Source organism: Paenibacillus plantiphilus (assembly GCF_927798095.1).
Lineage (GTDB): Bacteria > Bacillota > Bacilli > Paenibacillales > Paenibacillaceae > Paenibacillus_Z > Paenibacillus_Z plantiphilus.
Window position 1 is genome coordinate 46,872 of record NZ_CAKMMF010000012.1, and the last position, 13,758, is coordinate 60,629.

Consider the following 13,758-nt stretch of genomic DNA (forward strand, 5'->3'; position numbering starts at 1 on the left):
GTCGTAAAAACGCTTCGACTATCGCTGTAAGGTGGAAAAATCGCGTTACAGCAAGGAAAAATAAAGCGAGTTGCGCTGTAAGGCTGAAAAACCTTCTTATAGATGACAAGCGCGTCGTAGAATTCCCTTCGGCTATCTATCGCGACAAAGCGGGAATACCGTGTTACAGCAGGGCTAGTACCGTAAGCTACGCTTGATATTCGAAATTCTAGCGACGGCTGATGCAGCCCCGCCCCACCGAGAAATGCACTTAGACTTTCTGAATAAACTAGGCTGTCCTTTTAGGACAAGCTGCCCCTTTAGTTATTTTATAAAGTCAACGCAATTTACTCGCTGGCGTTATTAATTGTAAGCAGCTTATTTGCCCCATTCCATTCGACTGTGCTGCCGAGAATTTCCGATACAAATCTTAATGGTACGTATGTTGTCCCGGATATCATTTGAGCAGGCATGCTGATATCAACCTCTTTTTCATTTACGGTAGCCTTTTGTTCCCCAAGAGTGATCTTAATGGTTATCGAATCTTTGGTAGCTGTAATGGTGTTCAGTTCACTGTCCCACAGCACCTGAGCTCCATGCGCTTCAAAAACTTCCCTCATGGGAAGAAGAATGACGTCGTTAATGCTCATTGGCGGTCTGCCTAGAATAAGTTGAGTTCCATTATAGAAAACCTTCATATCCGGATTGGCTCTTATCGAGAAGCCATGAAGAGCATCATTGACTGAATATTTCCGTATCGCATCCTCTGTTAATATGAGAAACTCATTATCTGATACTACCGCAATACTATATTTGTTACCTTTTAAATCGATATCGAACAGCCAGGATTCAGTTGATAGACTAGCGATTCTATACCGCCTGGATTCATGAAATGAATAGGTAACAATTGCGTAATTGTGGTTTTTCATCATACGAACGAAACTCCGCGAATTTTCTATTAATGGGTATGTAAGAATTTGTTCCATCTTGTTGTTTTTATTTTTTTTAATGCCGGCATAGTGCTCTCCCCTCGCTTCAGTATAATAATCACCATTGCTAACGAATATATGACCCGTCGCAAATATAGTCCCCGAAGTTTCTAGGATTAGTTTGCCTGCGGGATTATAGATATAGCTTTTGAAGTATCTTTTTCCATCAAACAAGCTTGTCCTTATCAGAAAAGAACCATCAGGGAGCATCTCTCCGCCCCAAGAAGATTCCTTACGGACGAATTGCCTTATTAACTTGAACTTCTCATCCACATACTTAAAGGTAACGGTGGACCCTTTAGCAGAAACCACTAATAGATAACCTGGTCCGGCATCATTGACGGTTCCAATAATTTCTTTATGCTTCTGTAATTTTCCGGTTTTATCGTAATAATAAATATTTGATTTGCCTTTTGACAGTGTGACCCCGATAAGTTGGTTGTTGCTTAATAGAAAATATCTGGTATCTATATTTTTTGAATTAGGTACAATGATTTTACGGGTCACTTTACCTGTCAAGGAATTAACAGACATCACTCCGGAACCATCTTCACTACGAATTTTATAATAAATCATATCATCAGGCGATACATGGTCATGGTCAGCCTTACTTGCAATATCGTAGCCTAAATTCGTCTCCCATAGCAGTCGGCCCGTTGCTATATCGATACATGCTAATACCGTCTCTCTGGAATTATTATAGTAATGGAAAAAAATCTTCTTGCCAGCAGGATCTGTAAAGCCATGTTCAGCTTTATATGCATCCTTGGCAGGTATTTTCCAATCCTCTGTTACATTAACTACTCTTTCATTAATAGTCACTTTTGGCGATTCTGAGATAGCCATTGTAGGATTAGAATCAATTAGAAGAAAAAAAGAAAAAATTAAGGTGATAAGTATTGATTTTTTTACTGTTTTTTTCATTTCATGCCCCCATGTATTATTATATTTTTCCACTACATGGTATCTCTTGAAATTTGAACAGTCAAGCTTTAATGTTACTATTTCTATATAAAGTAGAAGTAAGCAGAGCTTGCTTCTGATTGGATTACAAGAGTCAGGATATCGTAAGCGCATTCATAGAGAGAAAGGCTTATTTAACAACACGTTGATTATGAACACTTGACTTGAATTCCCCTTTCTTACAGCGTGTCACGCGTTACTTTGCCTTGCTGTAAGAAGGGGGAAACAAGATATAGATATTCCTGTATTCTACAGCGGCTGCTGGATGTGCAAAAAGCATAAGTACTGGTTAGCAGCAACCGTCTTTGTTCTTCTTAGGCACTCCTGTTGGGGAATCTGCCTTCTTGTCGCCGAATTGATCAAGCCTGCCTGGGCTGGACGCTGGGCCGTCATTATCAGGTTTGCTGTTTCTTCCTGCCATTAGTATCACCTCCACCGTCTATAGGATGCAGCTGATGAGGTTACTTAATGCGTGACAAATTTTGCAGCTGAAAAGGGCGGGCATTGCCTGGGAAATGACGTGTCGCATAATAAAGGCGGCTGAACAGGGAATAACCTGCTCAGCCGCCGATTGTGCTTCAAAGTATAGGTAGTCGCACTAATCTCATTTCTTGGACGCATCGTGCAGAACTAAGCGAATGGTCAGCCAGCCCTGCTGATGCGATTATAAGGCTGTATACGTCGCGCCGTAGTTGTCATCCACATAGGTGCTGCCGCCTACGGTGTATTCAATCTTGAACTTGACTGTACTGCCGCTAGGCACCGTGAACGAATAGTTCCAGTACTCGACCGTACCGAAATTGTTGGCCGCTCCAGCATAGGAGGCATAGCCGGTTTGAGTCGTCGTCCAGTTGTTTGTGGTATAGAGGATTTTTACTGTCTTGGCAAAAGCCAGATTTTTGACAATAGCACTGCCGTTGAAGTTGGTGCCGCTTGTCACCTGTCCGAAGTTGCTCTGCACATTCCGTGCGTTCAGAATGTAGGAGCTAGGTCCGAAGCTGTACGGCTCATTGTAGTAATCGGAGCCGCCATTATTGTCATAGTATGTCGACCCCGCCACGTTATACTCAATGTAAAACTTAATGAAGCTAAGACCGTGCAGTTCGGGGTTGGTGTTGTTCAGGGAGCTTGTGGCAACGGTGAATAACCATTTCTCATAAGAGCCGTTTGTCGGGCCGATATAGGTTGCGTTTTTTGAATACCAGTTTATGTTGTTTGTTGTATAATGGACGGTCACTGTCTTGGTAGGGGCGATATTCTGAACTTCGACCTCTCCGCTGAATCCGACGTAACCATATGCGCCAGTGTACAGTCCAGATTGAATGAGCCTCACTTCTCCGGCCGCGAATGCGGACCCCGCAAAAGCTACTCCCATAATCAATGTGAGCATAACGAAACTGGTCAATAATTTTTTAATTGAATTCATGTCATAATCCTCTCCTCTTTTTTAGATCATGGATTACTCAATAAATCTTCGGTTCATGAATCCGGTCCTTCTGCGCCGTCCCTCGGAAGGGCTCGGCTAATTCAGATATTCGCTACTGACAGCATCCTTTCTCATCTAAGATAGGTTCAGTAAATCATCATTCCTCCTTTCTCTCATGTATTGATATAACGCAAGTAAGGAAACTTTTGTATCCCAAATCGTTTCCTGCCTTCAATATACATTCGCTGATTAAATGTGTAAATAGTAGAAAGGTAGCATAATTTTGCATAAAAATTGTCGATAAATGTAAGTTGTAAGGGAGTATGCTCCTGGAAAGACTGGTGAAAAAGTCATGGTGTACGGTCGAGAGAACTCTCTGCTCACTTGTTTATGGACAACAAATGGGAGGTAAGTGCCTGTTTGCCGCGAATCTCCCTTTCTATGATCTGACCCTATATTATTGTTATAATAGGAATCAGTCTATGAAACTATGAAATGACAAGGAGATATGATGGGACAATATAGGGGAAGAACAGCAATGTTGTTGTTGGCGGGACTGCTCGCGGTTGGCAGTATTGGAGGAGGCGGCGCGCATGCAGCGTCGGTTAAACCGAAGCCGGTGACGATCCAGCTCGACGGGTTCGCCCTGCCATTAGATAGTGAACCTAAAGTTGCTGGCGGTGTTACGCTGGTTCCATTTCGCGGGATTGCTGAAGCGCTTGGCGTGACTGTGGTATGGGATGCTAAGAGTAAGACTGTAAGAGCAGCAGGCTCTGATGGCAGGGGCGGTGCGGCAGATGTCATCCTGCGGATTGGCAGCAAGAAAGCGACTGTAAACGGCAAGGAAGCTCTGCTTAGCGGAGCGCCTGTTATGCAGCAGGGAAGAGTGCTTATTCCGCTTGCTTTCTTCGGCAGACAGTTCGGCGCCAATGTAAGCTGGGACGGTTTGAACCGTGCTGTTGTTATTGAATCGCCCAAGAGAGAGATGGAGCTGCTTGGCTTCTACGCAATATCTTCTTTTGATCAGTATGACATGATTCCTTCATTTAATGAGATCGCTTTCGGCTGGAGCCACATTGATGAGAGCGGCAAATGGACGACAAGCGGCAAGGTGCACAGTTGGCCACAGGCAGCCGGAGATATTACGCCGGAGGTTATTATTCAAGAAGCAGCTGCGGATCGTGTATCCCCTTACTTAATGGTTTATTCTGTTGACGGTAAAAGAGAGCTGACCAAGATGCTCAGCGATACCGCTCTTCGCGATCATTCGATAACATCAATCGTGAATACCGTGAAGGACAAAGGCTTTCAAGGCGTTGTCCTTGATTATGAAGGACTAGGCTGGAAGGACGCGCCGGAGACACCGCGCAAGCTGCTGAACGAATATGTAGCATTGCTGGATAAGCAGCTGCCGGATGGCGTCAAGCTGTCGCTTGCTGTCCATCCTCCTAATGGTTCCTACAAGGGCTACGATTATACATCGCTTGCCCGTATAGCCGACCATCTAATTCTGATGGCCTATGATTATACGAAGGATGGCCCAGAGCCGATCGCTAAGGTGGACGAGGCGATCCGTATGATGCTGAAGCTGGATGTTCCGAAGGACAAGCTAATGCTCGGCATTTCCTTGGATAGCGAGAATGAGGACACAGTAACGGTCAAGCTTGGCCTCGCCAAACGCTATGACCTGAGGGGAGCAGCGTTCTGGCGACTCGGGATTTATAAGGATGGGGAGCGGAAAGTGATCGAAGAGAGTGTCGTGAGGGCGGAAGGCTGATTCGGAAGATAAATGATCGAATAGGTATGACAAAGACGCGTGTGCCGATATTTTTTGATGAGATAGGAGATCCGCTTGATAAAATCTACCCCTTTTCAGAACGGTTGAGTGGATTGAGGAAGTAGTTGCAATTACAACCGAAATCAATTCCTGTTACTCCGTCATCAATAGGATTGAACAAACCACCGGTCGGAACCAAAACATAGGCAGAGGTAGGCGAGCTTTCCCAAGAGAAGTTCAGGAAGAAAAAAAAGGTTGCAGAGGATCTAAGAGGCTAGCTATACAAAATTAAGATTTTAAATAATGCCGGACGGGTGGGGGTGTAAAATTGAAGAGAAGAATTAATTTATGGTCATTTGTATATGTCTTAGTCTGTAGTGGTTTGTTCTTTCTATTAAGTATCACTTCGTTCTTTACGCTTATGAAAAGATTACTTGGGGTGAATCCGTATGATATACTTCTGGCCCTATCAGCATGTTCATTTATTTTTGGGGCTTTTGGTTTCGTAGGAGTATCTGATTGGAAGACAACGCTTAGAAGTGTTACAACCGTAGTAATTGGTCTTTTGCTCACAGTTGTTCTTTCCTTTATCGTATTTATGGGGAAACTGTTTGAATGAGGGGAGGATGTCACGAGTAGTTCTCAAGAAGCACAAAAAGAGTTGCTTCGAAACAACTCTTTTTGTGCCTCACTTAATTATATTTTTTGTTTCGCCCGAATCTTAGCTGAATTTGCTTTCGCTTTTCTTTCAATTTCTATTTTTTCTTGTTTAGAAAGGATGTTGAACATTGGGTCATCTTTTGTTATTTTAGTTCTTGCAAGGCTACTTGTAGCAGGTAGCATGTTCCAGTCCCATAGGTTCATCCCGGTTCCAATCCAAGCCTGATCGTTGGGATCGTCGAAATATGTTGTATACCATCCTACATGTGCTGTACCAGAATAGATCTGCACAGCACCTGCTATAAATTCAAGCATCGTTCTTCCAAAGCCGCATGCTCTTCCTACGTAGCCATAATGCATATTCCCAAGATTTTCACCAGTAGTGTTCCATCCATTGTATACATACGATGTAGTTGTGCCAAAGGATTGTTTGTAATCCCAAACCCCATTTGATTTCACACGACTTGCAAATTCCAAGCCAGTTCCAATGGGGTATGTTTCCTGCTCCTGATCCCAGTATGCATAATAAGCCATTAGAACCGCGTTGTTTTTCATTGTCTTGGAAAAACTTGTCGTAACATTGGGGGCGGCGGCAGCGACACTTACGCTAAAAGAAAAGACCAATACAAAACTAACAATTGCAGTCAGAACTTTTTTCACACTTCTCATCCTCCTAAAATTTTCTAATTCCTTTTTTAGGATAAACTATTAATTATGAAAATACAACCTTTATGAGGGAATTTTATCAATTTAATATATATTATTCTAAACGTTTATTTGATTCATGACTTATGCAGTTCATGAGATTAATCGGTAATGATGAGAATCTATGCTTGAATAAACCGGCCACCAGGTCATTCCGAGATTCCTTGGCCAGTAGGCTGAAATAAGACTTGAAAAGCGAAGCGCTTCTGTGTCAAAATCAATGTAGATTCGTTCAGAACCCTTGTGGTTTCTGCTACGAACCTGACAACGAGTATGGAAGAGGCCGCTAACCATTTCGCCGTGGGTGCAGCTTTCATCACTCGTTTTTTCTTTGTTTACCTGCCATAACGCATAGGCGAGTAGTGTTTCGGCCGCGAAGACCATCTCCAAATGGGCAAGCTGGTGAGCTTCGGAGGTTGAATGACACTGTTCAAAACCAAGTTCTTGTTTGGCTGTCCGAAAGAAAACCTCAATCCGCCAACGTTTCCCGTAAACGGTAAGCGCTTCGAGCGGTGCATCATGACGGTTGCTCAAGATCAAGTAAGCCCCTTTGTAGGTCGCTGCGTCCTCATCTCCAGCACCTTCCGTTGCTGCGTTCGTATCTTCACGCAATCGCATGGCGGCAACGACTGCGATCGGTACAAGACGTTGTTTGGTGACGAACTGTCCTTTGCGGCCATGCGTTTCATAAGGAAGCTTCATATAGATGCCTTCCATCGCAATCGCAGAGAGATCGCTACCAGCCGCAAGACGCTTGTACGCTTCACGAATCAGCTGCCGTGGCGATACGGGAACATAGCGTTCCCGGCGACCAGCCTCTGTGACCTTGCGGTACAGGGATGTGTTTCGTTTTGCCTTGGTCACCCAATCAAAATCATGCGCCTGTAGAAAGACGAAGAAATCCTTGCACAAATACCAACGGTCCATTGCCACCTCCCGAATGATCGCCAAGCATAAGGCGTGGTGAAGAAACGACTGAGGGTATAATGATGAAGAGTTAATGAAATATATGCTATAAAAAAACCGTAGCAGCCCTTGTTCCTACAAGGCTGCTGCGGTTTTTTCGCGGATTCCAACTGCTGGACGATCAAGCCGATACAGCCGTTGGTAATGCGGATGATGCGCGATCAGCTCCGCGTGGCTGCCTTGCATTGTGATCCTCCCCTTATCCATGAACACAATCTCATCCATATACTCTGCACCTATGAGATGATGGGTGACCCAGATCAGTGTCTTGCCCTCTATTGCTTGGAAAATAGTCGAGAGCAGCTCGCGCTCCGTAACAGGGTCAAGTCCCACCGTCGGCTCATCGAGGACAACTACGGGCGTATCCTGCAGTAAAATCCGGGCCAGCGCCACACGCTGACGCTCCCCGCCAGAGAATCGGCGACCCGCTTCATGCATCGGTGTGTCATAACCAAGCGGCAGCGATTCTATCATCTCGTCGAGCTTGACCGCCTTGGCGACCCTTCGAATTTCCTCGTCGGTCGCATCCCGTCTGCCGAGCCGAATATTGTGGGCGATCGATGTATCAAACAGATGAGGGCTTTGATTCAATACAGACACAATGCGCGGAATCCCCTCGCCAAAAGCAGCCGCACTTACGCCATCGATCGTCACTGTTCCTTCAATAGGCGACAATGCTCCTTGCAGAAGCTTGAGAAGGGTCGATTTGCCGGCGCCGCTGCGTCCGATGACAGCTAGCCGATGTCCTTGAGGGATATCCAGCGTAAGTTCCCTTACAGTCCATTGCCCGTCATTATCGATATAGCGGTGGCTTACCGTGTTGAACACTATCGGGGCGTTCTGCTCAGCTTCTTTCATTTCATGGCTAAGCGCAGCAACTGAGCTTTCATGCATCATCATAGGGTGATTATGCCCATTCCCCTCATCCTTTGCAGCCATTTCATGCAGCCGTTCGTAAGAGCTGCGATACTGCGGGATGCGCTCTATCGCTTCGGATACGGGCAGGAACACATCCATGATCGGGAACACAGCCAGCACAAAAGCGGCGATCATCGGCGCGGACAGCAACTGCTGCTCATACTGGCCGCCTGTCCAGTAAATTGTCGATACGACAGCAAGTCCGACGATAGCCTGACCGATCAGTGCGCGCCATCTGGCCCAGCTTCGCAGCGCGGCATCCTTGCGGCCCACAGCGGCCTCGTCCGCTTCGTAGCTTGCAACGAATTCGGCGTGTCGCCCGCTTAGCGACCAGTCCGCCATGCCAAGGACGGCATCGGTCAGCTTTTGGTACAGGCGATTGCGCTCCTGCTTAACCTCTCTATGCTTGCGATGGGTGAGCAGCAGGGAAATGCCGGGAAGCACGACGAGAAGCAGCCCCATATATAAAGCGGCAAGAAGGGCAAAGGTCCAATCAAATGCACCCAGTGTGATGATCAGTCCTGCATAGATAACCAACGCCGCAGCAGCCGGGAAGATCGTGCGCAAATAGACATTTTGCAGCTGCTCCACATCATCGGCAAGGATGCCGAGAATATCTCCTGTGCGGAAGCGGGAGGATAGAAACAGCGCCTGCGGCTCAAGTATTCGATACAGTCGAACACGCATTGCGGATAGTATCCGCAGGATGACGTTATGCCCTGTCAAACGTTCAACATAGTGAAAGACAGCTCTTGTTATTCCGAATGTCCGTACACCGACGATGGGGACGTAGACCATTAGAATATTTTCGGGACGGAGCGCGGATTTGGAGATCAGAGCCCCTGATGTGAACATGAGCGCGCCAGCGGACAGCAGGGTGATTGCGCCCAAACCAATGATGATGGCAAAACGCCAGTAGTTGCCCGTAATATATGGACGCAGCCAAGCTTCCCGTTTCAATGCCATCCCTCCTGTTGCGCTGCTGTGATCATGTCATAGTAGACGCCTTGTCGTTCCAGCAGCTGTTCATGTGTTCCTGTCTCGGCAACCTTGCCATGCTGCAGCACGATAATATGGTCCATATCCGGCATCCAATGCAGCCGATGCGTGGCGAGGAATACAAGCTTGCCTTGAAATAACGGTAGCATCTGCTCCTTCAGCTCATATTCCGTCTCAATGTCCAAATGCGCGGTTGGCTCATCCAGCATAATAACGGGGCGCTCACCCAGAAAAGCACGAGCCAACGCCACACGCTGCGCTTGTCCGCCACTGAGCGGACGCCCGCCCCCGCCGATCATTTCATCGAAGCCATGAGGCAACTCGTCCGCCAGCTCGGACAACCCGGCAGCAGCGGCAGCTTCCCGTACAGCTTGGGACGATGCTTCTGGCGTATAGAAGCGGATATTGTCCGCAAGCGAGCGGCTGAACAGATACGGCTGCTGCGGAATATATGTGATGCTGCGCCGCCAGCTGTCATGGGCAAGCGAGACGGGCTTGCCGTTCCAGCTAATGGTCCCCGCCGATGCGGCTTGAAAACCGCCCAGCACATCGATCAAGGTCGATTTGCCCGCCCCGCTCGCTCCGATGATGCCGATTGCCGCAGGACCCTGTATGTGCAGCGAGACGCCCTCCAAAGAGAGGGGGCCTTCGGGATCATGTTGTACGCTTACGGAAGACAGCGTCAATTGCAGCTCTCCGGCCTGATGAAGCGCAGTTGGCGAAAACGGAGCTATCGCCGCTGACGGATCGTCCGTCCTGATCGGATTGTTCGCCTTCATCGTCGTCGTGGCGTCCGTCCTGATCGGCTCGTTCGCCTTCACCGTCGTCGGAGCGCCTGCCCCGATCGGCTCGTTCGCCCTCCCCGTTGTCGGATCGTCCGTCCCGGTCAATCCGTCCGCCTCCGTCTTCGCTGCTAGCGGATCTTCCCTTCCCGCCGCTGTCACAGGCGAATGCACCTCAGCAGCCACAGGCTCATCAATGATAGCTTGAATCGCTTCTCCGGCTTCCTTGCCGTTCAGAGTCGCATGATAATCCGCGCCGACCATCCGCACAGGGAGGAAATATTCCGGTGCCAGAATGAGCACGGTCAGTGCTGGGAACAGCATAATCTCGCCATTGACAAGGCGAAGACCGAGATTGACCGCAACGGATGCGACCGAGAGCATGGTGAAGAAATCCAGTGCGAAGGACGATAGAAACGCAACCCGCAGCGTGCGCATCGTAGCAGATCGGTACTTCTCGCTAACACGGGCAATCATGGAGCCATGAGCACGGCTTTGCCCGAGAAATTTGAGCGTCTCAAGACCGCGCAGCGAATCGACAAAATGATTCGACAGCGAGCGGTAGGACTCCCATTGCGCCTCCATTTGCTTGCGTGCGGCCAGCCCGATCAGGATCATGAACACGATCAGAATCGGCAGGGTTAGGGTCAGAATGACGCCTGACCGCACATCCAGCCAATACACATAGCCGAGCACCAGTGCGGGAACGATTGCCGTCCCGACCATGCGGGGAATAATAAGCTCCAAATAATTGCGGAACATCGTGACGCCCTCTAACGCGAGAGTCACCAGATTGCCCGTACCTTTGACCGATGAGAAACGCGGACCGAGCTGGAACAGCTTCTCCATCAGCTCCCGGCGCATGGACGCGCCAGTGTCGGACGCGAAGCGATGCGCCGCCTTCTGCTGAAGCATGGACATCACATGCCGCATGGCAAAAGCGAGCAGGAACAGCAGCATGCCATCGAGCTGCTCCGCAAGGGGCTCTCCAGCGAATAAAGCAGATATCGTCTCCGCGAGCCAATAGGCTGCTCCAATAATCGCTGCGCATTGCAGCAGCGTTAGCACGGCGGTAACGAACAGGACGGCCCGAATGCCGCTGTATTTCATTAATGAGCGTCCCATCGGATTAATACTCCAGATGATCCTTCTCGTGAACGCGTTTATGGAAGACGAAATAGCTCCATATTTGGTAGCCCAGCACGAAAGGCAGCAGTGTGAGCGCGGCAATGCTCATCACCTGCAGCGAATATTGGCCGGATGCGGCATTATGGATCGTCAGATTGTAGGCGCTGTCGATGGAGCTGATCATGACGCGCGGGAACAGCCCGATGAAGATCGATGCGACTGACAGGGCAATGACAGCACCGGTCATGGTGAAGGCCCAGCCGTCCTTCCGAAGCTTCATGAAATAACCGGACAGCAGGAATGCAACCAGGCCAACCAGAGCAATCACGCTCAGAATTCCGCCTCTAACCTGAAACACATCTGTCGCATAATACGTGTAGACGGCGAAGCCGACAAGCAGCAGGGCAAGCAGTGGAAGCAGCCTTCTCGCCAATATGCGGGCTCTTTCCTGCAGCTCGCCAGTTGTGCGCAGGGTGGTGAACATCAGGCCATGTACAAGACAGAGCAGGACGACGGTGATGCCGCCGAGCAGCGTGTAGCCGTTGACGATATCGAATATTCCGGCGCGCATCTCCATATCTGCGCCGATTGGCAGCCCCTTGAGAATGCCGGAGAAGGCAACACCGAGCAGAAGCGGAGGCAGCAGACTGCCCACGAAAATGATGACATCCCATGTTTTCCGCCACTGCGGCGTATCGACCTTGCCTCTGAATTCGAAGGCGACGCCGCGACCGATCAGAGCAAGCAGAAGGAACACCAGCGGCGTATAAAATCCGCTGAACATGGTGGCATACCAGTTCGGGAAAGCAGCGAACATCGCTCCCCCCGCCGTTAGCAGCCATACCTCGTTGCCGTCCCAGAAGGGGCCAATGGAATTAATGAGTACGCGGCGCTGTTTGTCCGTCTTGGCGATAATCGCCGTTGACATGCCCACGCCGAAGTCGAAACCCTCCAGGAAGAAGAATCCAACGAATAGAACGCCTACTAATAGAAACCATAATTCATTAAGAGACATGGTATCCCTCCTCATAAGGGTCGTTAGAACGCTGCTGCGGCTTTTTATCCTCGAAAGGGCCTCTTTTAATAACACGGATAAACAGATAGACCAGAATTGTGCCCAGCACAGCATAGATAACGTTAAAAGCGATAAGCGAGAACAGAACCTCGCCCGCAGACACGCCCGGCGATATGCCGTCCTCAGTCCGCATCAATCCGAACACCGTCCAAGGCTGGCGGCCGATCTCGGTCATAATCCAGCCCGCCGTATTGGCGATGACAGGCAGCGAAATGCCGGCCACCATGGAGCGCAGAAACCATTTGTTCGGGCGCGACCATTTTTTGCGAATCGTCAGATAGACAGCGTACATTCCCATCAGAATCATAGCTGAACCGCAGGCAACCATAATGCGGAAGCTCCAGAAGGTTGTTTTTACAGGAGGAATGTAATTGCCGGGTCCGTAGGTCTGCTCATACTCTGCCTGCAGCTCCAGCATCCCTTTTACCTCGCCGGAGAATGTGCTGTAGGATAGATAGCTGAGCAGATAAGGGATTTTGATCTCCCATGAGTTGCTTTGATTCTCCGTATCGATGAAAGCAGAGACCGTCCAGCCGGCGGGATCGCCGCTTTTGCCCCAAAGCCCTTCACTTGCGGCCATTTTCATCGGCTGTGTCTGGACCAAATATTGCGCCTGCTGATGGCCGAACATCGCAACACCGATTGAGGTGACAACGGCGACGATCGCGGCGATTTGGAACGATTTGCGGAAAAAGTCGACATCCTGACGCTTCAGCAGCTTGTATGCGCTAACCCCTGTAACCAGAAATGCGCCCGTGGCAAAAGCCCCCAGCAGCGTATGCGGAAACTCCACCAGCAGCTGGCCGTTGGTCAATATCGCGAAGAAATCATTCATCTCCGCTCTTCCATTGTTGATTTCAAAGCCGACCGGACGCTGCATGAAGGAATTGGCCGCAAGAATCCAGAAAGCCGACATCGACGTTCCGAACGCAACGAGCCAGATGCAGAGCAGATGAACCCGCTTGCTCAGACGGTCCCAGCCGAATATCCACAGACCGATAAAGGTCGATTCCATGAAAAAAGCGAGCAGCGCCTCCACAGCCAGCGGTGCGCCGAACACATCACCGACGAAGCGGGAGTAATTGGACCAGTTCATGCCAAACTGGAACTCCTGCAGAATGCCGGTCACGACGCCGACTGCAAAGTTGATGAGGAACAGCTTGCCCCAGAACTTGGCCATCCTCTTGTACAGCTCATTGCCTTTGACGACATATAGCGTCTCCATGATGGCGATCAACAGGGCGAGCCCTATGGACAGCGGCACGAAGAAAAAATGAAAAATCGTCGTAGAAGCGAACTGAAGTCGCGAAAGTGTAACGATATCGAGCGTTTCGAACATTTCTTTCCCTCTCTCTCTCTTCTGTGTAAGTTTGTACAGCTATCATGACAGA

At 49.0% G+C, this 13,758-nt stretch carries 10 protein-coding genes; 1 reads left to right on the forward strand and 9 read right to left on the reverse strand.

Annotated features, from left to right (window positions below; genetic code table 11):
* Positions 1 to 326: 326 nt before the first annotated feature.
* The 3 genes from L6H65_RS12275 to L6H65_RS12280 form a co-directional block, all read right to left on the reverse strand.
* The gene (locus tag L6H65_RS12275) at positions 327 to 1,925 is read right to left on the reverse strand and encodes a copper amine oxidase N-terminal domain-containing protein (protein ID WP_236342752.1); all 1,599 of its coding nucleotides are present in this window, start codon (positions 1,923 to 1,925) and stop codon (positions 327 to 329) included.
* 295 nt (positions 1,926 to 2,220) lie between these two features.
* On the reverse strand, positions 2,221 to 2,352 hold the full coding sequence (locus L6H65_RS26575) for a hypothetical protein (RefSeq protein ID WP_290370403.1): 132 nt from the start codon (positions 2,350 to 2,352) through the stop codon (positions 2,221 to 2,223).
* 243 nt (positions 2,353 to 2,595) lie between these two features.
* Positions 2,596 to 3,357, reverse strand: coding sequence for a hypothetical protein (locus tag L6H65_RS12280; protein ID WP_236342754.1), 762 nt, complete (start codon positions 3,355 to 3,357; stop codon positions 2,596 to 2,598).
* A 538-nt stretch (positions 3,358 to 3,895) separates the two neighbouring features.
* Between L6H65_RS12280 and L6H65_RS12285 the strand changes: the two genes are divergently transcribed.
* Positions 3,896 to 5,134 (forward strand): stalk domain-containing protein, encoded by a 1,239-nt coding sequence (locus L6H65_RS12285; protein ID WP_236342762.1) that lies wholly within the window; start codon positions 3,896 to 3,898, stop codon positions 5,132 to 5,134.
* A 696-nt stretch (positions 5,135 to 5,830) separates the two neighbouring features.
* On the opposite strand, the gene L6H65_RS12290 is transcribed toward L6H65_RS12285, so the two are convergent.
* The 6 genes from L6H65_RS12290 to L6H65_RS12315 form a co-directional block, all read right to left on the reverse strand.
* Positions 5,831 to 6,454, reverse strand: coding sequence for a polymorphic toxin type 44 domain-containing protein (locus L6H65_RS12290; protein WP_236342764.1), 624 nt, complete (start codon positions 6,452 to 6,454; stop codon positions 5,831 to 5,833).
* A gap of 138 nt (positions 6,455 to 6,592) precedes the next feature.
* Complete coding sequence (locus tag L6H65_RS12295; RefSeq protein WP_236342773.1) at positions 6,593 to 7,426, reverse strand: transposase; 834 nt, start codon at positions 7,424 to 7,426, stop codon at positions 6,593 to 6,595.
* A 114-nt stretch (positions 7,427 to 7,540) separates the two neighbouring features.
* Positions 7,541 to 9,343, reverse strand: coding sequence for a thiol reductant ABC exporter subunit CydC (cydC, locus tag L6H65_RS12300; RefSeq protein ID WP_236342782.1), 1,803 nt, complete (start codon positions 9,341 to 9,343; stop codon positions 7,541 to 7,543).
* Positions 9,340 to 11,289, reverse strand: coding sequence for a thiol reductant ABC exporter subunit CydD (cydD, locus tag L6H65_RS12305; RefSeq protein WP_236342789.1), 1,950 nt, complete (start codon positions 11,287 to 11,289; stop codon positions 9,340 to 9,342). Before cydD ends, cydC begins: the two co-directional genes overlap by 4 nt.
* Before the next feature lie 4 nt (positions 11,290 to 11,293).
* Positions 11,294 to 12,307 (reverse strand): cytochrome d ubiquinol oxidase subunit II, encoded by a 1,014-nt coding sequence (gene cydB / locus L6H65_RS12310; protein ID WP_236342791.1) that lies wholly within the window; start codon positions 12,305 to 12,307, stop codon positions 11,294 to 11,296.
* On the reverse strand, positions 12,297 to 13,706 hold the full coding sequence (locus tag L6H65_RS12315) for a cytochrome ubiquinol oxidase subunit I (RefSeq protein ID WP_236342793.1): 1,410 nt from the start codon (positions 13,704 to 13,706) through the stop codon (positions 12,297 to 12,299). Before L6H65_RS12315 ends, cydB begins: the two co-directional genes overlap by 11 nt.
* Between the last annotated feature and the right edge of the window lie 52 nt (positions 13,707 to 13,758).